Raw genomic sequence first — 21155 nt, forward strand, 5'->3', positions numbered from 1 at the left:
CTGTCCGTTGCAGCCCGTACCACCTTCCCCAGGAGAGTCGCTCAGTGACCGTGGAGATCGCTCAGCCCGCACCGGCCGTCCAGTCCGCCGACGAGACACCCGGAGAAGGAACGCCCGCGGACGAGGCCTTCTGGGAGGAGCCCGGAGCGTCCGACGACGGGGATCCGGCCGTCTCCGCGCACGGCATCGTGGCGCAGGCCACCGCGGGCGATGCGGTGGCGCAGGGCACTCCCAACGACGAGGTGGCGCAGGACGCCCGTGACTTCGGGGCGTACGTCCGGGCCGGCGGCTGGGCTTTCGCGCTGAAGGTCGCCCGCAGCGTGCGGCCCGGCGGGGAGGCCGCGGGAGAGACGCCGAAGATCTCCGCGAAGGAGTTCGCCGAGCTGGCCGGATGCTCGCCGGAGCGGGTCATGCGCTACTACAAGGCGTGGGACAAGGCGGCCGACGACGGGCTCGTCCCGTACTTCGAGGCGCTGGCCCCGGGCCAGGACGTGGAGCTGCCGGACTCCGACGTGTGGCACTCGTACTACATCTCCCGTTCCAGCGCCGCCTCCGACCGCGGCACCGCGATCGCCGCGGCGGCCGAGGCCGAGGGCATCCGGCCGACCAAGGCCCTGGAGGTCGCCGAGAACCCCACCGCGCTGCGCGCCGCGATCCTCGCCGACCCCTCCACCGCCAAGGCGGCCCGCGCCGCGCTCCTGGACCGGCTCAAGGAAGACCCGTCCCTGCAGACCGAGTTGGCGCGTGACATCGCCCGTACCGACGATCTGAAGAAGGCGGTCGCCACCGAGACGCAGGCAGCGAGCCGGATCGGTTACGTCCGCCAGATCGTCGAGAACGGCCAGGTCAAGACCCCCGCCGGGCAGACGATCGACGCTTCCGCCGAACTCCGCGCCGAGGCCGAGCGCCACCTGTCCCTCATCGACGAACTCGGCGAGGACGAGGACACCGGCGAGTGGGCCACCGACGCCTACGACACGGTCAAGGACCTCGTCGCCCAGACCGTCCAGGCCAACCCCGAACTCCGCCTCCAGGAGCGCCGGACGAAGTTCTACAGCAGCCTGCAGAAGGCGACGAAGGTCTTCGAGGAACTGACCTTCGACGACGTGGACGACCTCGACACCATCTACGAGGACGACATGCTCCAGCGCCTTGAGGAACTCCAGCAGGCCGTCGGCATGTGCATCACGGCCCTGCGGAAGGCCGCCCCCGGGAACTGACCGAGCGTCCCGCGATCGACCTGAGGCCTCGGTGGCCGCCCCGACGGAGGGGCGGCCACCGAGGCCTCAGTCGTGCGGCTCGCCGACCCGCCACGGTTCACCGACTCGGCCGAACGAGCCGTTCCTCCGGGATCACGGCCACGCCGAGGATCTCGATCATCGCTTCGGGCTGCCACAGGGCGGTGCAGCCGATGCCGGCCATCGCCGGGTACACGGGCCCGGCCAGTTCGCGCCAGACCCTGCCGATCTCCTTGCCGTGCGCCTGGTAGTCGGGGATGTCGGTGAGGTAGATCGTCACGCTCACCAGGTCCTCAGGCAGGCCGCCCGCCTCGCCGAGCGTCGTCAGGACGTTGCCGAACGCCTGGCGGAACTGCTCGACGATCCCCCCAGGAACGATCTTCATATCGGCGTCGAGGGCTGTCTGCCCGCCGAGATGCAGGGTGTTCCCCGCCAGGGTTCCGTGGGAGTAACCGCTGGGCGTCGGCAGGGCAGCCGGGTTCACGGGGATGTGCTTCATACGGCCTCCGGTTCGAGGTCGGTCGCGGTCCGATCCGACGATCCGTACAGTGGCATGTATTGACAGTAAATGACGGTCGTGAAAAAAACGAGATAGCGCGAACGTGACTGAAGTCCTCTGAACTGAAGTCGTCCGAGCCGTCACGACTGGAACGGAGCCCCCTCGATGGAGCCCGACCTCAGCAAATACCGCCTTGAGGGCGACAACTCGATGTACCGGCTGCCGAGCGGCCTCGTCGCGCCCGTGGTGACCCGGGCCGGTTCCGAGAGCGCGAACACGGCCGACTCCGGCGGGGCCGTTCGGGTCTCGGGCGTCAGCGCCCAGCACACCCCGGCCCGGCGGCTCTGGTTCGGCAAGGTCAGCAACGAACCCGGCTACCGCTCGGTCACCCACCACCACGGCGAGGCGGAGACCGGCGGCTACGTCCTGTCGGGGCGGGCCCGTATCTACTTCGGCGAGAAGTTCGAGGACTACGTCGACATGGGGGAGGGCGACTGGGTCTTCGTGCCGCCGTTCATGCCGCACATCGAGTGCAACCTCTCGCGCAACAAACCGCTGACGTGGATGACCACCCGGACGCCGGAGAACATCGTCGTCAATCTGCCCGACATCGCGGACGCCGACCTGCGGGATTGGCTGGACCGATGATGAACGGGACCCCGCCCACCTCGGAGATCTTCACCGCGGCCGTCGCGCTGACACCGGCCGAGCCCGAGCACTTCGACCTGGCCTTCACCGCCGTCACCCAGCCCTGTCCGTGGCCCAAGGCGTACGGCGGAGACCTGGTCGCCCAGGCCGCCGCCGCGGCCATGCGGTCGGTGACCGACGGCAAGTCCCTGCACTCCATGCACAGTTACTTCCTGCGCCCGGCCGACATCGGGGCGATCGTGCGCTACGAGGTGGAGGTGCTGCGCGACGGCCGCGGCTACAGCACCCGGCAGGTACGCGGCTACCAGAACGGCAAGACCCTCTACGTCTGCCTGGCCAACTTCGCCGCGGGGGAGCCCAGCCAGACCTTCGAGGCCGAACTCCCGGAACTCGCCGAGGACTTGCCCGACCCCGAGGAACTGCCCAGCTCGGCGGCGTATCTCACCGACCTCAGCGGCGGTTCCATGACCGAGGAGTCGAAGGCCTACTGGTCCGGCGGCCGCGGCTTCGACATGCGGCACGTGCCCGGCCCGGTCTACCTCACCGTCGAGGGCAAGCAGGTCCCCCAACAGGCCGTGTGGCTCAAGCCGTTCGACCCGCTCCGGCCCGTCGAGGGGCTCACCGACGCCCAGCGGGACCTGGCCGCGCTGGCCTACGTCTGCGACTACACGATCCTCGAACCCGTTCTGCGCGTACTCGACCTGGCCTGGGCCAAACCCGGGCTCGTCACCGCCAGCCTCGACCACGCCATGTGGTTCCACCGCCCCGAACCCGTCGGCGACTGGCTCCTCTACCTCCAGGAAGCCGGCGCCGCCGACGCGGGCCGCGGTCTCGGCTCGGGTCGCTTCTTCACCCGAGACCACCGTCACCTGGCCACCGTCGTCCAGGAGGGCATGATCCGCCCCACCTGACCCGCCGCCTCCACCGGTGGGCTCCCGGAAGGACTCCCGCGTTGACTCCTCCGTCGCCTCTCCCGATATCCGCGATCTCCGCGCACCTCGACACCTTCACGCGCGATCACCTGCCTCCCGCGCACCTGTTGCCGACGATCGAGTTCAGCACACCGGAGCTGCGGTACCCGGACCGGCTCAACGCCGCCGCCGAGCTCATCGACATCCCCGTATCGACGTTCGGGGCCGACCGTCCGGCGCTACGTACACCGGCCGGGCAGACCTGGTCCTACGGCGAGCTGCGGTCCCGGGCCAACCAGGTCGCCCAGGTGCTCACCGAGGACCTGGGGCTGGTCCCCGGACAGCGGGTCCTGCTGCGGTCTCCCAACAACCCCTGGGCCGTGGCGAGTTGGCTCGGCGTACTCAAGGCCGGGGGAGTGGTCGTCACCGTCATGGCCGCGCTGCGCGCCCGCGAGATCGCCCCGATCGTCGAGCGCACGCGCCCCTCCGTCGCGCTGGTGGACCAGCGGTTCGCCGAGGACGTGCACGCCCTCCGGGACGCCGGTCCGTCGGCGCTGACGGTCGTGGAGTTCGGCGGCGACGGGCCTGACGACCTCGTGGCGCGGGCCAGTACCAAATCCGGCGAGTTCACCACCGTGGACACCGCCGCCGACGACGTGGCGCTCCTCGCGCCGACGTCCGGCAGCACCGGCGTCCCGAAGATCACCATGCACTTCCACCGCGACATCCTGTCCATCGACAACACCTTCGGCCGCCATGTGCTGCGCCTGCTCCCCGACGACCTGGTCGCCTGCAGCGCCCCCTTCGCCTTCACCTTCGGCCTCGGCATGCTCGTCGTCTTCCCGCTGCGGGCCGGCGCCTGCGCCCTGCTGACCGAGGCCGCCACACCGCTCCAACTCGCCCAGTACGTGGAGGAGTTGGGCGTCACCGTGCTCGCGACAGCCCCCACGGCGTACCAGGCGATCCTGCGGGAGGGGCAGGAACAGCGGCTCGCCGGGCTGCGCGTCGGGGTGTCGGCCGGCGAACACATACCCAAGGCAGTCTGGGAGCAGCTGAGGGACCGGCTCGGGCTGCGGATCGTCGACGGGATCGGCGCCACCGAGCTGCTGCACATCTTCCTCTCCGCCGCCGGTGACGACATCAGGCCAGGAGCCACTGGGAAGCCGGCGCCGGGCTACCGCGCCACCATCCTCGGCCCGGACGGCTCGGAGCTCGGACCCGGCGAGCCGGGACGGCTCGGCGTCATCGGCCCGGTCGGCTGCCGCTACCTCGACGACGAACGCCAGAAGGACTACGTCGTGGACGGCTGGAACGTCACCGGTGACGTCTTCCACCGGGACGAGGACGGCTACTTCCACTACCACGCCCGCGGCGACAGCATGATCGTCTCCTCGGGCTACAACATCGGCGGGCCCGAGGTCGAGGCCGCCGTGGACACCCATCCCGATGTGCTGGAGTCCGCCGTCGTCGGCAAACCGGATGCCCAACGCGGCTTCGTCGTCTGCGCGTTCGTCGTGCTCCGCGAGGGCGTGCCGGGCGATGCCGCCAAGGCCAGGGAGATCCAGGACCACGTCAAACAGGTCATCGCTCCCTACAAGTACCCGCGTGACGTGCGGTTCTGCGACGCGCTGCCCCGCAACGCCAGCGGCAAGCTGCAGCGATTCGCACTCCGCAGGATCGTCGAGGACGAGCAGGCCGCCACGGCCGCCGTCGAGCAGTGAGAGGAACTCCCGTGAAGATCGCGATCGTTGGCGGTGGCCCCGGCGGCCTCTACTTCGCTGCTCTCATGAAACAGCTCGACCCGGCCCACGAGATCACCGTCTGGGAACGCAACGCCCCCGACGACACGTTCGGCTTCGGTGTCGTCTTCTCCGACGAGACGCTCGGCGGCATCGAGAACGCCGACCCGGAGTTCGCCGACGCCATGGCGCGGCGGTTCGCCCGCTGGACCGACATCGACATCCACTACCGGGGCCGCAGCCACACGATCGGCGGCCAGGGCTTCGCCGCGATGAGCCGCAAGGACCTGCTCCGGCTGCTGCAGGAACGTTGCCGCAAACTCGGTGTCTCCGTGCACTACTCGACGCTCGCCCCTCCGGTGGACGACCTGAGTGCCTCGTACGACCTGGTGGTGGGGGCCGACGGCCTCAACTCCCAGGTCCGGGCGGCCCGCGCGGACGTCTTCCGCCCCTCGCTGGACCGGCGGCACAACAGATACATGTGGCTCGGCACCGACCGGGTCTTCGAGGCCTTCCAGTTCTTCGTCAGGCAGACGGAGTGGGGGACCATGCAGGTCCACGGCTACCCCTACTCCGAGAGCGGTTCCACCTTCATCGTCGAGATGCACGAGGACGTCTGGCGGCGGGCCGGCTTCGACGACACGGAGGAGACCGAGTTTCCGCCGGGCGCCTCCGACGAGCGGGCCGTGGAGCGCGTCCGCGGCCTCTTCGCCGAGGAACTCGCCGGCCACCAGGTGTTCGCCAACAACTCGAAGTGGCTGGCCTTCACCACCGTACGCAACGAGCGCTGGCACCACGGCAACCTCGTCCTCGTCGGCGACGCCGCGCACACCGCGCACTTCTCGATCGGTTCGGGCACCAAGCTGGCGATGGAGGACTCGCTGGCCCTCGCCGCCTGTCTGCACGAACACCCGGAAACCGAGAGGGCGTTGACGGCCTACGAGGCGGAACGGCGACCCGTCGTCGAGTCCACGCAGCGGGCGGCGCAGGCCTCGCTGGAGTGGTTCGAGAACATCAGCATGTACGTCCACCAGGAGCCGACCCAGTTCTGCTTCAACCTGCTCACGCGCTCGCGTCGCATCACCTACGACAACCTCCGCACCCGCGACCAGGAGTTCGCCGACCGCGTCGACGCCGCCTTCGCCGAGTCGCAGGGCCTCGACGAGGTCGCGCCCGCGATGTTCCAGCCGTTCCGGCTCGGGGAGCTGGAGCTGAAGAACCGGGTGATCGTCTCCCCGATGGACATGTACTCCGCCGTCGAGGGCGTGCCCGGCGACTTCCATCTCGTCCACCTCGGCTCCAAGGCCATGGGCGGGGCCGGACTGGTGATGACGGAGATGGTCTGCGTCTCGCCCGACGCCCGTATCACCCCCGGCTGCACGGGGCTGTGGACCGAGGAACAGCGAGACTCCTGGGCGCGGATCGTGTCCTTCGTCCACGACCGCAGCAACGCCCGCATCGGCCTCCAGCTCGGCCACTCGGGTCGCAAGGGCTCCACACGGCTGATGTGGGAGGGCATGGACGATCCGCTGCCGGACGGCAACTGGGAGACCGTCGGCCCGTCGCCACTGCCGTACGGCCCCGGGTCGGCCGTCCCGCGCGAGGTCACCCGCGCCGACAGGGACCGGATCACCGCCGACTTCGTCGCAGCCGCCCGCCGGGGTGCGGAGGCGGGCTTCGATCTGCTCGAACTGCACTGCGCGCACGGCTACTTGCTGTCCTCCTTCCTCTCGCCGGTCGCCAACCACCGCACCGACGAGTACGGCGGTTCGCTGCAGAACCGGCTCCGGTTCCCCCTGGAGGTCTTCGACGCGGTCCGGGCCGTCTGGCCGGCCGGGCGGCCGATGATCGTGCGTATCTCCGCGACCGACTGGGTGCCTGACGGCAACACCGAGCACGACGCCGTCGGTATCGCCCGCGCCTTCGTCGCCCATGGCGCGGACGCCATCGACGTCTCCTCGGGACAGGTCACCAGGGACGAGGACCCCGCGTACGGCCGCTCGTACCAGACCCCGTTCGCGGACCGGATCCGCCACGAGGTCACCGCCGCGACCGGCACCGCCGTCATCGCGGTCGGGGCGATCGCGTCCTACGACGACGTGAACTCGATCCTCCTGGCGGGCCGCGCCGACCTGTGCGCGCTCGGCCGCACCCACCTCTACGACCCGCACTGGACGCTGCACGCGGCGGCCGAGCAGGAGTACCGGGGCGCCGCGAGCCAGTGGCCGGTCCAGTACGGGGCGGGCAGCCGCAAGCCGCCCACCTCGCGCACCGACGCCGTACGCCCCCGCCTCTCGCTGCTGCGCGCCGACGACTCCGACCAGAACGTCCACCTGCGCTGGACCCCGCCCCGCGAACCGGCGACGGTCACCTGAGCCGACGGAGGGCACCTCTCCGAAACCCAAGCAGTGAGCCCCACGCAGTGAGCCGTGCGGCGCAGCCGATGAGCGCGCCGCACGGCTTTCGTGCGTCACGCCCGCCGGCCGTGGTCTGGGCCGGAGCGTTGCTCCGGACAGCGGAACGTCTCCCTCCCGTCGCACTGCGCCCTCGAAGATCACGCGTTAATTTGGCCATGTTTTCACCGGATCACACCTTTCGTCCTGCCTGCCTCGGCGGAGACGGAAGAGGCCCCGCGCTCGCGCGGGGACGAAGGGTGGGCGATGGCCAAGACCTTGAACGACACGCTCGTCCCGGCCGAGCGCCACGGATCGACGCGGACCGCCCGCGTCGGTTTACGCACCGGAGGCAGGGCTTGGCCGGCAGCGGTCGCGGCCGCCTTCACGCTGGCCCAACTGGCGCTCGTACGCCCCGGGATGGGCCTCGGCTGGGACGAGTCGGTGTACGTCAGTCAGGTCAGCGGTCACTCCCCGGCGGCGTTCTTCAGCGCCCCGCGCGCCCGCGGTGTGTCGTTGCTGGTCGCGCCGATCGCCTCGTGGTCGTCGTCCACGGAACTGCTGCGGGTCTATCTGGCCCTGCTGTCCGGGCTCGGCCTCTTCCTGGCGCTGCGTGCCTGGCGCGGACTCTTCCCCGCCCGGGTGCTCGGCGCCGGCGGTGCCCTGTTCGCCACGCTGTGGGTGACCGTGTTCTACGGTCCTCAGGCCATGCCCAACTACTGGGTCGCGATCGGTGCCCTGGCAGGTGTCGGCCACTTCCTGCGCGCCCAGGCCGACCCCGACGACCGGGCGGCCCTGTGGGGCGTCGGCGCGAGCGCGGCGCTGATGGCGTGGATGCGGCCCACCGACGCCGTCTGGGTCACGTTGCCGTTGTTCGCCGTGCTGGTGTGCCTCCCTCGTTGGCGACGACCGCGCGTGTTGGCGGCGCTCGTCGTGGGGCTGGCGACCGGGGCGGTGCAGTGGGTCGTCGAGGCGTACGTCGGGTTCGGCGGCCTGAGCGAGCGGCTCGCCGACGCCTCCGGGATCCAGGGCGGCCTCGGCTGGAACATCGCCGTCCTCGACCAGCTGCGCACCCTGGGCGGACGCAGCCTGTGCCGCCCGTGCGCCGGATCGATTCCGGCCACACCGATCATCGTGTGGTGGTTCGTGTTGCCGCTGCTCGCCGCCGTCGGGCTGGCGGTCGCGGTCAGGGCCCGGCGTACGGCGGGCGCCCTCCTGCCGCTGGCCTGCGCCACGACGGCGGGCATCCCGTACCTGTTCATGATCGGATACGCCGCGCCGCGCTTCCTGCTCCCCTACTACGCGCTGCTGGCCATCCCGGTCGCCGCCGCGCTCATCCACCTCGTCACCGCGTCGATCCGCAAACGGCGACCGGTGGCCGCGGCCCTGGTGGCGCTCGGTCTCGCCGGGCATCTGGCGGTCCAGTACACGGTGCTGACCCGCACGGTGGACCGCACCACCGCCTCACACCGCGACTGGGCGCGCACGGCGGCCGAGCTGCACCGACTCGGCGTACGGCCGCCGTGTCTGCTGACCGGGCACCTGGCCATCCCGATCGCCTTCTACGCGGGCTGCCGCTCCGTCCAGACCCAGGGGCACAACAACAACACCACTCCGGCGGACATCGTCGGAGCCGCAGAGCGGCTGCCGGTCGCCGCCCTCACGACACCGAAGGGGCAGCCGCCCGACTTCGCCCGGACCTGGGAACGGCATCGGGTCGCCGGCCTGCTCCTCCACGTGGCGCCCTCCGCGCGCTGAGCCCGCCGCAGACGGCCTCCGGCCGGACTGTGACGTACTTGTGCGGCCTCCTGTCCGGTCAGGTCCGATCAGGAGATATCTTGATGTCGAGCAATGTTGCAGACGTGGAGCGGAGCACCCGGTGACTGACTCGACCATCATCTATACGCACACTGACGAGGCCCCGGCCCTGGCGACCTATTCGTTCTTGCCGGTGGTCCAGGCGTACGCGTCGCAGGCCGGTGTCACTGTGGAAACCCGTGACATTTCGCTGGCCGGACGGATCATCGCCCTCTTCCCCGAGTTCCTGGAGGAGGGCCGGCGCATCCCCGACGCCCTCTCCGAGCTCGGTGACCAGGCCAAGACGCCCGAGGCCAACATCATCAAGCTGCCGAACGTCTCGGCGTCGATCCCGCAGCTGAAGGCCGCGGTCGCCGAGCTTCAGGCGCAGGGTTACGCGCTGCCCGCCTACCCGGACGACCCGAAGACCGACGAGGAGCGCGACATCCGCGCCCGCTACGACAAGGTCAAGGGCAGTGCCGTGAACCCGGTGCTGCGCGAGGGCAACTCCGACCGCCGCGCCCCCGCGTCGGTCAAGAACTACGCCAAGGCCCACCCGCACCGCATGGGTGCCTGGACCTCCGAGTCGAAGACCAACGTCGCGACCATGGGTGTCGACGACTTCCGGTCCACCGAGAAGTCCGCGGTGATCTCCGAGGCCGGCTCCCTGCGCATCGAGCTGGTCGGCGACGACGGCTCCACCACGGTCCTGCGCGAGTCCGTACCCGTCCTCGCGGGCGAGGTCGTCGACGCGTCCGTCATGCACGTCGCCGCGCTGCGCGAGTTCCTCACGGCGCAGATCGCCCGCGCCAAGGCCGACGACGTGCTGTTCTCCGTGCACCTCAAGGCCACGATGATGAAGGTCTCCGACCCGATCGTCTTCGGTCACGTGGTGCGCGCCTTCTTCCCGAAGACGTTCGCGAAGTACGGCGAGACGCTCGCCGCCGCCGGTCTGACCCCGAACGACGGTCTCGGCGGCATCTACAAGGGCCTGGAGTCCCTGCCCGAGGGCGACGAGATCAAGGCGTCCTTCGACGCCGAGCTCGCCGACGGCCCCGCGCTCGCCATGGTCGACTCCGACAAGGGCATCACCAACCTGCACGTCCCGTCCGACGTCATCGTCGACGCCTCCATGCCGGCGATGATCCGCACCTCCGGCCACATGTGGGGCCCGGACGGCGGGGAGGCCGACACCCTCGCGGTCCTCCCGGACAGCAGCTACTCCGGCGTCTACCAGGTCGTCATCGACGACTGCCGCGCCAACGGCGCCTACGACCCGTCGACGATGGGCTCGGTCCCGAACGTCGGTCTGATGGCGCAGAAGGCCGAGGAGTACGGCAGCCACGACAAGACCTTCGAGATCCCGGCCACCGGCACGGTCCGCCTCGTCGACCAGGCCGGCAACGTCGTCCTCCAGCAGACGGTCTCCGCCGGCGACATCTTCCGCGCCTGCCAGACCAAGGACGACCCGATCAAGGACTGGGTCAAGCTCGCCGTCACCCGCGCCCGCGCGACCGGCGACCCGGCCGTGTTCTGGCTGGACGAGAGCCGCGCCCACGACGCGGTGCTCATCGAGAAGGTGAAGCAGTACCTGCCGGAGCACGACACCGAGGGCCTGGACATCCGGATCCTGGCCCCGGTCGAGGCGACCAAGCTCTCCGTGGAGCGCATCCGCCGTGGCGAGAACACCATCTCGGTCACCGGCAACGTCCTGCGTGACTACCTGACCGACCTGTTCCCGATCCTGGAGCTGGGCACTAGCGCCAAGATGCTCTCGGTCGTCCCGCTGATGAACGGCGGCGGCCTCTTCGAGACCGGTGCCGGCGGCTCCGCGCCGAAGCACGTGCAGCAGCTGGTCAAGGAGAACTACCTGCGCTGGGACAGCCTGGGCGAGTTCCTCGCGCTGGCCTCCAGCTTCGAGCACCTCGCGCAGACCACGGACAACGCGCGTGCCCAGGTCCTCGCGGACACGCTCGACCGCGCGACCGCCACGTTCCTGGAGAACGACAAGTCGCCGAGCCGTCGCCTCGGTGGCATCGACAACCGCGGCAGCCACTTCTACCTCGCCCTCTACTGGGCGCAGGAGCTGGCCAGGCAGACCGACGACGCGGCGCTCGCCAAGGCGTTCGCCCCGCTCGCCGAGACGCTGACCGCGCAGGAGCAGACGATCGTCGACGAGCTGATCGCGGTGCAGGGGTCGCCGGCCGACATCGGCGGCTACTACCAGCCCGACCCGGTCAAGGCGGCGGCCGTGATGCGGCCGTCTGCGACGCTGAACGCGGCGCTCGCCACTCTGGCCTGATCGCTCTGCTGGGCCCGGCGCGTTGTCTGCGGGTCCGTCGTGGCTGGTCGCGCAGTTCCCCGCGCCCCTTTGGGGCGTGGGGTCTGTAGCCGCTCCGAAACTCCCGACCCCAGACAGGCAGGTCGATGATGACGGACTCTTCCGACAGAGGAGCAGGCACTCGGCAGCTCCAGGTGGAGACGCACGGGCTCGATGTGATCGGCGATGCCGAGCGCAAGGGGACACCGCGCACGCTCTTCTGGCCCTGGTTCGGCGCCAACGTGTCGATCCTCGGCCTGAGTTACGGGTCCTTCGCGCTCGGGTTCGGGATCTCGTTCTGGCAGGCGCTGGCCGCCGGGGTGATCGGGATCATCTTCTCGTTCCTGCTCTGCGGGTTCGTCGCGGTGGCGGGCAAGCGGGGATCCGCGCCGACGATGGTGCTCAGCCGGGCGGCCTACGGCGTACGCGGCAACCGGCTGCCCTCGGTCGTCTCCTGGATGCTCACCGTCGGCTGGGAGACCGTGCTCACGGCCCTGGCGACGATGGCCACCGCGACCGTTCTCGACCGGCTCGGCTGGGGCGGCGGCACCGGGACCAAGGTGGTCGCCCTCATCGTCGTCGGGGCGCTCGTCGTGATCGGCGGAGTGATGGGCTTCGACCTGATCATGCGGCTGCAGACGGTGATCACGGTCGTCACCGGGGTCCTGACCGTCGTCTACATCGGGCTCGTCGCCGACCACATCCACTGGTCGGCGGTCAGCGCCGTACCGTCCGGCTCCGCGCAGGAGTTCATCGGCGCACTGGTCTTCATGATGACCGGCTTCGGCCTCGGCTGGGTCAACGCCGCCGCAGACTACTCGCGCTATCTGCCGCGCGACTCCTCCGGCCGGGGCGTGGTCGGCTGGACCACCTTCGGCGCCTCGGTGGCACCCCTGCTCCTGCTGGTCTTCGGCCTGCTGCTCGCCGGCTCGTCCACCGAGCTCAACACGGCCATCGCGGCCGACCCGATCGGCGCGCTGACCACGATCCTGCCCACCTGGTTCCTGATCCCCTTCGCCGCCGTGGCCGTACTGGGTCTCGTCGGCGGCGCGGTCCTCGACATCTACTCCTCCGGCCTCGCCCTGCTCGCGGCGGGCCTGCGGGTGCCGCGCTATCTGGCCGCCCTGCTGGACGGCGTCCTGATGATCGCGGGCTCGATCTACATCGTCTTCCTCACGGACGACTTCCTGGGCCAGTTCATCGGCTTCCTCACCACACTCGGCGTGCCCGTCGCCGCCTGGTGCGGTGTGATGCTCGCCGACCTCGCGCTGCGGCGCCGCGACTACGACGAGGCGGACCTGTTCCGCACCCGCGGCCGCTACGGCGACGTCGAACCGCTCCCGCTGCTGCTGACCCTCGGCGCCACCGCGATCGGCTGGGGTCTCGTCACCAACACGGCCGCCGGCTGGCTGGAGTGGCAGGGCTATCTGCTCGGCCCGCTGGGCCTGGGCGGCAAGGACGGCTCCTGGGCCTACGCCAACCTCGGCGTACTCGCCGCGCTCGCCCTCGGCTTCCTGGGAACCCTCGCACTCGGCCGCGGCAGGGTCCGTACGCAGGAGGCGCGGCCCCCGAGTCTGCCGCTGGACGTGGAGGTGCCGGGCGCATGAGCCGACCGGGATCACCAGGCCTGCTGGCCGTCATCGACATGCAGCGCGTGTTCGCCGAGCCGGACAGCCCCTGGGCCGCGCCCCGCTTCACCGAGGCCGTGGACGGGGTACGCCGCCTGCTGCCGGCCTTCGGGGAACGCGTCACCTTCACCCGGTTCCTGGCACCCGAGAAGCCCGCCGGCGCCTGGCGGGCGTACTACGAACAGTGGCCCTTCGCGCTGCGGCCGCCGGAGGACCGTCTCTGGGAGCTGGTGGACGAACTCGCGCCCCACGCCGGGCACTTGGTCGACGCCCCGACCTTCGGCAAATGGACTCCGGAACTGGCCGAGCGGGTCGGTCCCGAGGGCCGTCTGGTGCTCGCCGGAGTCAGTACGGACTGCTGTGTGCTCTCCACCGCGCTGGCCGCCGCCGACGCCGGAGTGGAGGTGTGGGTGGCGGCCGACGCCTGCGCGGGAGCGGACGACGCCTCGCACACCAAGGCCCTGCAGATCATGGACCTGTACCGGCCGCTGATCCGGGTCGTCACCGTGGCCGAGGCGCTCGCCCGGGTCGCGTGAGCGCCTGAGCACGGGTCGCGTGAGTACCCCAGCACCGGTCGCGTGAGCACCCGAGCACCGCAGGCCCCGGAAGGCACCCCAGGCCCCATCCGGCGAGGCGTACCATACCGGGTGGGGTATATACCGAGGGAGCGCTCCACATGGAACTGCAGATGGCGGCCGACGAGCTCAAGTCCGTGATCAACCGGCTCAAGCGGGCCCAGGGGCAGATCGCGGGCGTGATCAACATGATCGAACAGGGGCGGTCCTGCGAAGAGGTGGTCACCCAACTGGCAGCGGCCTCAAGGGCGTTGGACCGCGCCGGGTTCGCGATCATCGCGACCGGGCTCCAGCACTGCATGACCGACGAGGGCGGCGAGCAGGATCTGGACCGCGACCAGATGCGGGCGCGACTGGAGAAGCTCTTCCTGTCCCTCGCCTGACGCACCCCTTCCGGAAAGGCCGTCGTCAGAGGCGCCCCGCCCCCGTGTAGAGGTCCAGCTGTCCTTCGAGTTCGACGGCGATCACCGTCGCCTGCTCGTCCAGATCGGTGGCCGCGGGCGCGTCGATCCACGTCACACCGGGAACGGTGTCGAGACCGCCGGTGACGTGGTGGCCCAGTTCCGCGCCCGTACCGAGGACCGTGGCCCGCCGGACGGGATTGCGCAGGCCGCGGATCGAGACGGAGTCGCGGGGAGCGTCGAAGCACACCAGGTACAAGGTGCGCCGGTCGGCGGACAGGGTGCTGGGGCCGTAGTGGTGCCCGGCGGGCAGTCCGGCGACCGTGCCGTACACCGCGTCGGAGTGCCGCGCGATCCACGCGCCGAGGCCTTCCAGACGTTCGATCTGCTCCTCGGGGATCGTCCCGTCCTCGCGGGGCCCGGCGCCCAGCAGCAGATTGCCGCCCATGCCGATCGTCTCGGTGAAGTACCGCACCAACTGGCGCACCGACTTGAAATCGCGGTCCTGCGGCCGGAAGCTCCACGAGTCGTTGATCGTGAGGCACAGCTCCCACGGGCCGTCCGGGGCCCGCAGCGGGGTGCCCTGCTCCGGCGTTGCGTAGTCGCCGTAACTGAGCATGCGGCCGTTGAGGATGGTGTCCGCATTGCCGGAGAGGATCAGCTCGGCGAGCTCGCCCATCCGCCACTGCTCCTCGGTGCGCTCCCACTCCCCGTCGAACCAGAGGACGTCGGGCCGGAAGCGTTCGACGAGCTCGCCGACCTGGCCGTCGCGGTACGCGAGATAGCGCGCCCAGGCCGCCGGGTCCTCCTTGCCGGGCTCGGCGTGCGAGTACTTGTTGGGCGGCACGATGACCGGCCCGGGGTGCCGCTGACTCGCGTAGTCCGGGTGGTTCCAGTCGGAGTGCGAGTAGTAGAGGCCGACCTTGAGATCCCGGGCGCGCAGCGCGTCGACGAAGCCGGTGACCAGGTCGCGCCCCGCCGGAGTGTCCCGCACCACGTCGAGATTGCGGTGGTCGGTGTCCCAGAGCGCGACACCGTCGTGGTGCCGGGCGGTGAGCACCGCGTACCGCGCGCCCACCCGGGCGAACAACTCCGCCCAGGCGTCCGGGTCGTAGTGCGACGCGGTGAAGCCGTCGAGCTGTTTCATGTACTGCTCGTGCGTCATCTCGCCCGTGTAGAACGACCAGGACTCGGCGGCGCCGCCCACGGCGTAGATGCCGTAGTGGATGAAGATGCCCAGCTTGGCATCGGGAAACCAGGGTTGCATCGGCATGGCTCCACGCTAGGCGCGCGCCAGGTTCGACGCGTGGGCGACGGTCACCACTACTGGTCCGTTTTCACCCTGGAATCCGGATGCGGTGGCATCCCTCCATGCGCCACCGCATCACTCCCGTGCGGAACTACTTGGCGCTTTCCGGTGGGTACAGCAGGTGCCCGTGGCGTGTTCAATCACCTGTATCGCGACACATACGGACGGCCCCACACGTCAGGAGGCACCGTGATCGCCGCTCCCGAGCCCGGACTGACCGAACGCGAACTGATCGACCGAGCCGTCGCACTGCGGCCGGCACTGCTCGAACGCCAGCCGGAGACCGAGCGGTTGACGCGCTATCCGAAGGACACGCACGACGACTTTCTGCGGGCGGGCTTCTACCGGATCCTGCAGCCGCGCCGCTACGGCGGATACGAGTTCGGCCTGCCGACCTTCTACCGCGTGGTCACCGAGATCGCCCGAGGCTGCCCCTCCACGGGCTGGGCGCTCTCCCTGACCGCCGCCCATGTGCTCCAGGTCGCGGCACAGTTCGAGGAGCGGGCACAGGACGAGATCTTCGGTGACGACGGCGAGTTCCGCGCCGCGTCCACCGTCCTGCCGGTCGGCGTGGCCCGCCCGGACGGCGACGGGCATGTCGTCCTCGACGGAACCTGGCCGTACGCCTCCGGATCGCCGTACTCCACCCACTACGTCGGCCAGACCCTGCGAGCCCCGGAGAAACCGGGCGACCCGCCCGGACCGCTGGTGCTGTTCGTCGCGCCGCGCCCCGTGTGGACGCTGCTCGACGACTGGCACGGCGTCCTCGGGCTGCGCGGCAGCGGCTCCAACAGCATCCGCATGGATCAGGCCCGGCTCCCCGAGTACCTCACCCGGGAGGCGAGCCTGCTCGACCTGCCGGTGGAGGGCGGCACACCCGGATCGAAGCTGCACGGCAACGCGCTGTACGCGGGCCGCGCCCCCAGCTTCTACCACGGGGAACTGGCCGCAATCATGGTCGGCACCGCGTACGCGGCCGCCGACGAGTACGCCCGGATCGTCGCCGAGCGGCCGCTGACCCTGGAACCCGACCGCACGCGGGCCGAGCTCCACGACTACCAGCGCCACCTGGGCGAGGCACTCGGTGCGATCCACACCGCCGAGGCGGCTCTCCAGCGCAATGCCGAGGACTACATGGAGACCTGCCGTCGCAATGTCTCCGGGGAAGCGGCCTTCACCATCGCCGACGACAACCGGCTCGCGCTGGTCTTCCTCACGGCGGGCCGCATGGCCTGGGACGTCACGCAGAGCATCCTCTTCCGCACGGCGGGTTCGCGCCACGCCCGCGACGGCGAGCGGATGCAGCGCTACTTCCGGGACGCCGCCACGTACTGGACGCACATCGGGCCGAGCATGGCCGAGCCGCTCGCGCGGCGCGTCGGCTGCGACCGGCTCGGGCTGCCCTCGCACGACATCCCGCTGATTCCGTGAGCGTTCGGTGACGTCCGGGTGAGACACGCATGGCACATCCCGCGACGGGTACGCGACCAGCCGCGCCCGGGTCGGAACCTGGCCCGGGCGGCCTGTTTTCGTTACTACGTCGGGATGTGCCATGGAGATTTCCTCGAACGACAACGTCACGGCGGAGGCTGAGCGAGCGCTTACCGTGCTGGCCGAGAACGCCGAGGACGGCGATGCCCTGGACACCCTGGCCGGCAGTGACGTGCTGGTCCCGGTGCCGGACGACGCCGATGACGAGGCGGCCGGTGATCCCTCCGTCGTCGCCCTGCCCGTGATCGAGCAGCCGGGCGGAGACCCGCTGGTTCCGGTGTTCACCTCGGAGGTGCGGATGGCAGAGCTGCTGCCGTCGGTTTCGCGCTACCGCCTGGTGCCGCTCGGTGCGCTTGCCGCGCAGTGGCCCACCAGTGAGGTCTCGCTGAGCATCGACGCGAGTGCTCCGCATGGGCTGACACTCAGCTCGCAGGGTGTGCGCGCGCTGTTGGCTCGACCTCAGGCCTGAGCGGGGCGCGTTCTGGGGCGCGGGATGCCTTTGGCTCCCGCGCCCCTCGTTCGTTCTCGGCTTTTGTCTTCAGGGGCGCGGGGAACTGCGCGACCAGCCACACACAACCCGCACCCGACAGAGAACAGGGAGCGGCCGGTGCTCAGAGGCTCTTGCCGGGGTTGAGGATCCCCCGAGGATCGAACGCCTCCTTGAGCCGCCGCTGCAACGCGTGCGCCGCAGGGCCCAACTCCTCCGCGACCCACTGCCGCTTCAGAACACCCACGCCGTGCTCCCCCGTGAGCGTGCCCCCCAGCCGCAACGCCAGCGCGAAGATCTCACCCGCCGCCTCCCACGCGGCATCCGGGAGCCGGTCCAGAGCCGGATCCACGACGATGATCGGATGCAGATTCCCGTCGGCAGCGTGCGCGATGGTGAAAATCGGGACGCCATGGCGTTCGGAAACGGCACGGATCGAACGAGCCGCCTCCGCGAGCCGCGAGCGCGGTACCGCGATGTCCTCGATCAGCGGCCGGCCCAGCCGTTCGAGAGCGGGCAGGGCCAGCCGGCGCGCGGCGAGCAGCGACTCGGCCTCGGCGGGATCGTCGGTCACCTCGACGGTCGTCGCGAGAGGCGTGAGCAGTCGCGCGACCACCGCCGCCTCCACGGCCGCCCCCGCCCCGTCGCACTGGACGACCAGCAACGCCGCGCCCCGCTCCCGCAGTTCGGGGTCGATGGCGTGCAGCACGGGCCCGTCGACCAGCTCCGCGAGCGCCGGTTCGATCCCGGCCCGGCCGATCGCGTACGACGCCTCGGCCGCGGCCTCGAAGGACGGGAAGTACGCGGCGAGCGTGGCCGTCGCCACGGGGACGGGCCGCAGCCGCAGCGTCGCCGAGGTGATCACCGCGAGGGTGCCCTCGGAGCCGGTGAGCAGGGCGGTCAGGTCGTAGCCGGTGACGCCCTTCACCGTACGGCGGCCGGTCCTGATCGCCGTGCCGTCCGCGAGCACCGCCTCCAGACCGAGCACACTGTCCCGCGTCACGCCGTACTTGGCGCAGCGCAGACCGCCCGCGTTGGTCGCGATGTTCCCGCCGATCGTGGACAGGGCGGCGCTCGCGGGGTCCGGCGCGTACCGCAGGCCGTGGGCGCCGGCCGCACGGTCCAACTCGGCGGTGATCACACCCGGTTCGACGACCGCGAGCTGGTCGTCCGCCGACAGTTCGAGGATCCGGTTCATGCCGGACAGGTCGAGGACCAGTACGCCCTCGCCCGCGGTCGCGCCACCCGACAGACCGGTGCCCGCGCCGCGCGGCACGACTGGCACACCCAGGGCATGCGCGTGCCGGAGGGTGACCGTCACGTCCTCGGTGCGCCGGGCGTGGACGACAACGAGGGGACTGCCGTCGGACCGGGCGCCGGAACGGTCGGTGGCGTGCGCGGCCACCGTGCGCGGATCGGTGGCCAGCCGGTCGGGTGCCAGGTCACGGGCCAGCAGCCCGAGCAGCTCAGCGGCCTTCGTGGACTCAAGAGCGGTCGTCGCGGGAGCGGTCACAGGTCGAGTGCCTTCGTTCCGATGGCGAGCAGGGAGATGTCCTCCTGGGGCGCGTGCACGGGCGCGCACTGGATGTCACGGAAGTGCCGCTCCAGAGGATTGCCGCGGGCCAGGCCCGGATTGCCGAGCAGCCGCACGGCCAGCTCGACGGCCCGTACCGCGTGCCGGTCGGCGAGTACACGCGCGCCGAGGGCCTGCTCCGGCGGGTAGGCCGGGTCCTCGGCATCGACCCGCGCGGCCCCGTCGAAGAGCAGTTGCTCGGCGGTGGCGAGGAGCATCTCGATCTCCCCGGCCGTCCGCCGGAAGCGCTCGGTCCGGGCCACCGGGTGACCCAGATTGGCGGGCACGCGCGCGTGCGCGAAGGTGTGGAAGAAGGCCTGCGCCGCACGCGCGACCCCCACATACAGGGCGGCGAGCGGGAGGTGGAGGGAGGCGCCCGCCCGGTTGTCCTGCTCGCTCGCGGGACCGTGCGGGCCGAGTCCGACGACATGCTCGTACGGGACCTCCACGTCCCGGAACGTCACGTCGTGGCTGCCGCTCGCCCGTAGCCCCAACTGGTCCCAGCGGTCGGTGATCTCGATGCCGGGCGAGGCGCCGGGCACCAGGAAGGTGCCCACGCGCGGCTCCGGCTCATCGGTGGTCGCCCACACCAGGAACCAGTCCAGCCCCTCCGCGCCCGTCACGAACCGCTTGCGCCCGCTGACCGACCAGCCGTCCGCGGTGCGCCGGGCGACGGTTGCGGGCAGTCCGCCCCGCGCGGGGGAACCCAGTTCGGGCTCCACGCGCGCGTGGTTGACGAGAACCGGCCGCTGCTCGGACTCCTTGAGCACGCGCGCGTACAGCTCCTCGGGCCACGTCGGTCGTACGGCCTCGCGGGCGTGGGTGTTGAGGGTCATCGCCGTGATCAGGGCCACGGACGGATCGCCCCGGCCGAGTGTGTGCAGGATGCGCGCGGTCTCCTCCACCCGGGCGCCCCGGCCGCCGTACCGCTCCCCGACGGTCGCGGTGAGCAGCCCGGCCTCGTGCACGACCTGGATCGACCGGGCGGGAAAGGCGCCCGACCGGTCGTATCCCACGGCGAGTTCGGCGAGGCGCGCGGTCAGGGCCGGGTTCACATCCGGGCTCACGTCCGGGCTCACCGGGGGGTTCACGGTCACAGGGCCTTCTCCAGATCGGTGTCGAGTGCGCGGCTCCAGAAGGACTTCACGTCCAGCTTCCCCTTGAGGGCGCCCAGTTCGGTGAAGGCGTCGGCGACCTTCTGCTGCGAGGCGATGGTGTCGTCGCCGACCGTCCTGGCCTGGGTCGGTCGCTGCGCCTGCGCGTCGCGGAAGTCCTTCTCCGCCTGGGCCACGGGCTGGTGGGTGGCCTTGGCGACGACCTTCGCGAACTCGTGCTCGCGGCCGTCACGGATGTACGCGTACGCCTTGGTGATCCGGGCGATCAGATCGGCCGCGGCGGCCCGCCGGCCGGCGCTCTTCAGGACGTTGTCGCGGGCCGACCAGAGGAAGTTGCCGGACAGTACGTCCTTGCCCGAGCCGACCGTGACGGCGCCCTGCTGGTGGGCGGTGATGACCGACGTGCCGTAGGAGGCGAAGGCGTCGATGCCGCCGCCGTTCAGGGCGGCGAGCCCGTCGTTGGGCAGGAGCGGCTTGGCGTCGATGTCCGACCACTTCAGGCCCGCCCGCTGCAGCAGCTCGTACAGGAAGTAGTGGGCGGTGGTGTTCTGGACGTAGCCGACCTTCTTGCCCTTCAGGCCCGCGATGTCCGTCACCTTGGAGCCCTTGGGGACGATGACCTCCTGGTTGAGGGTCGTGCCGCGTTGCACGGCGACGACCTTGAAGTTCGGGCTGCCGTCGGCTGCCGCGAAGATCGGCGGGATCTCGCTGGAGGAGGCCAGGTCGAGCGCTCCGGCCCGGACGGCCTGGAGCTGCTGGTCACCGCCCTGGAACAGGCTCCACTTCACCTTGTACGGGGTGTCGTCGAGGTGGGCGAACTTGAGGACGGCCTCTTCGTTCTTCCAGCCCGTGGCGCCGACGGCCAGCGTCACGGAGGAGAGGCCGGAGGAGGACTCGGCCTCCGCGTCGCCTCCGCAGGCCGTGGCGAGCGGCAGCAGCAGCGCGAGCGCGGCGGTGGACGTGAGCAGGGTACGACGGAACACGGAGTCTCCATGAGAGGAATCGATTCAGACGAGGACGGAGGACGGACG

At 70.7% G+C, this 21155-nt stretch carries 17 protein-coding genes; 12 read left to right on the top strand and 5 right to left on the bottom strand.

The features are described 5' to 3' along the window. Positions 1 to 185: 185 nt before the first annotated feature. The gene (locus QF035_RS47785; RefSeq protein ID WP_373467026.1) at positions 186 to 1220 is read left to right on the top strand and encodes a hypothetical protein; all 1035 of its coding nucleotides are present in this window, start codon (positions 186 to 188) and stop codon (positions 1218 to 1220) included. A gap of 97 nt (positions 1221 to 1317) precedes the next feature. On the opposite strand, the gene QF035_RS47790 is transcribed toward QF035_RS47785, so the two are convergent. After that, complete coding sequence (locus tag QF035_RS47790) at positions 1318 to 1737, bottom strand: RidA family protein (protein WP_307528511.1); 420 nt, start codon at positions 1735 to 1737, stop codon at positions 1318 to 1320. 165 nt (positions 1738 to 1902) lie between these two features. On the opposite strand from QF035_RS47790, the gene QF035_RS47795 reads away from it, so the two are divergent. The 9 genes from QF035_RS47795 (at position 1903) to QF035_RS47835 (ending at position 14131) form a co-directional block, all read left to right on the top strand. Continuing rightward, positions 1903 to 2385 carry a cupin domain-containing protein gene (locus QF035_RS47795; protein ID WP_307528513.1) on the top strand — a complete coding sequence of 161 codons (483 nt, stop codon included), beginning with the start codon at positions 1903 to 1905 and terminating at the stop codon, positions 2383 to 2385. Further along, a complete protein-coding gene (locus tag QF035_RS47800; protein ID WP_307531921.1) occupies positions 2385 to 3296 on the top strand; it encodes an acyl-CoA thioesterase in 912 nt (303 codons plus the stop codon). The genes QF035_RS47795 and QF035_RS47800 overlap by 1 nt, the downstream gene beginning before the upstream one ends. A gap of 41 nt (positions 3297 to 3337) precedes the next feature. After that, positions 3338 to 5017, top strand: coding sequence for an AMP-binding protein (locus tag QF035_RS47805; RefSeq protein ID WP_307528515.1), 1680 nt, complete (start codon positions 3338 to 3340; stop codon positions 5015 to 5017). Positions 5018 to 5028: 11 nt separating this feature from the next. Continuing rightward, positions 5029 to 7410, top strand: coding sequence for a bifunctional salicylyl-CoA 5-hydroxylase/oxidoreductase (locus QF035_RS47810; RefSeq protein WP_307528517.1), 2382 nt, complete (start codon positions 5029 to 5031; stop codon positions 7408 to 7410). 285 nt (positions 7411 to 7695) lie between these two features. After that, positions 7696 to 9186 (top strand): hypothetical protein, encoded by a 1491-nt coding sequence (locus QF035_RS47815; RefSeq protein WP_373466842.1) that lies wholly within the window; start codon positions 7696 to 7698, stop codon positions 9184 to 9186. 121 nt (positions 9187 to 9307) lie between these two features. Then, positions 9308 to 11527: an NADP-dependent isocitrate dehydrogenase gene (locus QF035_RS47820; protein WP_307528519.1), complete on the top strand. Its 2220-nt coding sequence runs from the start codon at positions 9308 to 9310 to the stop codon at positions 11525 to 11527. Positions 11528 to 11655: 128 nt separating this feature from the next. Next, on the top strand, positions 11656 to 13152 hold the full coding sequence (locus tag QF035_RS47825) for a purine-cytosine permease family protein (protein ID WP_307531925.1): 1497 nt from the start codon (positions 11656 to 11658) through the stop codon (positions 13150 to 13152). After that, positions 13149 to 13709 (top strand): cysteine hydrolase family protein, encoded by a 561-nt coding sequence (locus QF035_RS47830; protein ID WP_307528522.1) that lies wholly within the window; start codon positions 13149 to 13151, stop codon positions 13707 to 13709. The genes QF035_RS47825 and QF035_RS47830 overlap by 4 nt, the downstream gene beginning before the upstream one ends. Before the next feature lie 140 nt (positions 13710 to 13849). Beyond that, a complete protein-coding gene (locus tag QF035_RS47835; RefSeq protein ID WP_055616905.1) occupies positions 13850 to 14131 on the top strand; it encodes a metal-sensitive transcriptional regulator in 282 nt (93 codons plus the stop codon). A gap of 25 nt (positions 14132 to 14156) precedes the next feature. On the opposite strand, the gene QF035_RS47840 is transcribed toward QF035_RS47835, so the two are convergent. Further along, entirely contained in the window at positions 14157 to 15422 is a 1266-nt protein-coding gene (locus tag QF035_RS47840; protein WP_307528524.1) for an alpha-L-fucosidase, read from the bottom strand. A gap of 225 nt (positions 15423 to 15647) precedes the next feature. On the opposite strand from QF035_RS47840, the gene QF035_RS47845 reads away from it, so the two are divergent. Together QF035_RS47845 and QF035_RS47850 are read left to right on the top strand one after the other, a co-directional pair. Beyond that, complete coding sequence (locus QF035_RS47845; protein ID WP_307528526.1) at positions 15648 to 16889, top strand: acyl-CoA dehydrogenase family protein; 1242 nt, start codon at positions 15648 to 15650, stop codon at positions 16887 to 16889. Positions 16890 to 17010: 121 nt separating this feature from the next. Then, positions 17011 to 17418 carry an SseB family protein gene (locus QF035_RS47850; RefSeq protein ID WP_307528527.1) on the top strand — a complete coding sequence of 136 codons (408 nt, stop codon included), beginning with the start codon at positions 17011 to 17013 and terminating at the stop codon, positions 17416 to 17418. 142 nt (positions 17419 to 17560) lie between these two features. On the opposite strand, the gene QF035_RS47855 is transcribed toward QF035_RS47850, so the two are convergent. From QF035_RS47855 to QF035_RS47865, 3 genes are read right to left on the bottom strand one after another with little or no spacing between them, the layout of a single operon-like run. Further along, positions 17561 to 18949, bottom strand: a complete 1389-nt coding sequence (locus QF035_RS47855; RefSeq protein ID WP_373466843.1) for an FAD-binding oxidoreductase — start codon at positions 18947 to 18949, stop codon at positions 17561 to 17563. After that, positions 18946 to 20106 carry an acyl-CoA dehydrogenase family protein gene (locus tag QF035_RS47860; RefSeq protein WP_307528528.1) on the bottom strand — a complete coding sequence of 387 codons (1161 nt, stop codon included), beginning with the start codon at positions 20104 to 20106 and terminating at the stop codon, positions 18946 to 18948. Before QF035_RS47860 ends, QF035_RS47855 begins: the two co-directional genes overlap by 4 nt. After that, positions 20103 to 21107, bottom strand: coding sequence for an ABC transporter substrate-binding protein (locus tag QF035_RS47865; RefSeq protein WP_307528529.1), 1005 nt, complete (start codon positions 21105 to 21107; stop codon positions 20103 to 20105). Before QF035_RS47865 ends, QF035_RS47860 begins: the two co-directional genes overlap by 4 nt. Positions 21108 to 21155: the final 48 nt, after the last annotated feature.

It is taken from the genome of Streptomyces umbrinus, from assembly GCF_030817415.1.
In the GTDB taxonomy this organism is placed as follows: Bacteria; Actinomycetota; Actinomycetes; order Streptomycetales; family Streptomycetaceae; genus Streptomyces; species Streptomyces umbrinus_A.

Bases quoted from the DNA above. Each gene is read 5' to 3' on its own strand.
- QF035_RS47790 (WP_307528511.1), bottom strand. From the start codon at position 1,737: ATGAAGCACATCCCCGTGAACCCGGCTGCCCTGCCGACGCCCAGCGGT.
- QF035_RS47795 (WP_307528513.1), top strand. From the start codon at position 1,903: ATGGAGCCCGACCTCAGCAAATACCGCCTTGAGGGCGACAACTCGATG.
- QF035_RS47800 (WP_307531921.1), top strand. From the start codon at position 2,385: ATGAACGGGACCCCGCCCACCTCGGAGATCTTCACCGCGGCCGTCGCG.
- QF035_RS47815 (WP_373466842.1), top strand. From the start codon at position 7,696: ATGGCCAAGACCTTGAACGACACGCTCGTCCCGGCCGAGCGCCACGGA.
- QF035_RS47825 (WP_307531925.1), top strand. From the start codon at position 11,656: ATGACGGACTCTTCCGACAGAGGAGCAGGCACTCGGCAGCTCCAGGTG.
- QF035_RS47830 (WP_307528522.1), top strand. From the start codon at position 13,149: ATGAGCCGACCGGGATCACCAGGCCTGCTGGCCGTCATCGACATGCAG.
- QF035_RS47835 (WP_055616905.1), top strand. From the start codon at position 13,850: ATGGAACTGCAGATGGCGGCCGACGAGCTCAAGTCCGTGATCAACCGG.
- QF035_RS47840 (WP_307528524.1), bottom strand. From the start codon at position 15,422: ATGCCGATGCAACCCTGGTTTCCCGATGCCAAGCTGGGCATCTTCATC.
- QF035_RS47850 (WP_307528527.1), top strand. From the start codon at position 17,011: ATGGAGATTTCCTCGAACGACAACGTCACGGCGGAGGCTGAGCGAGCG.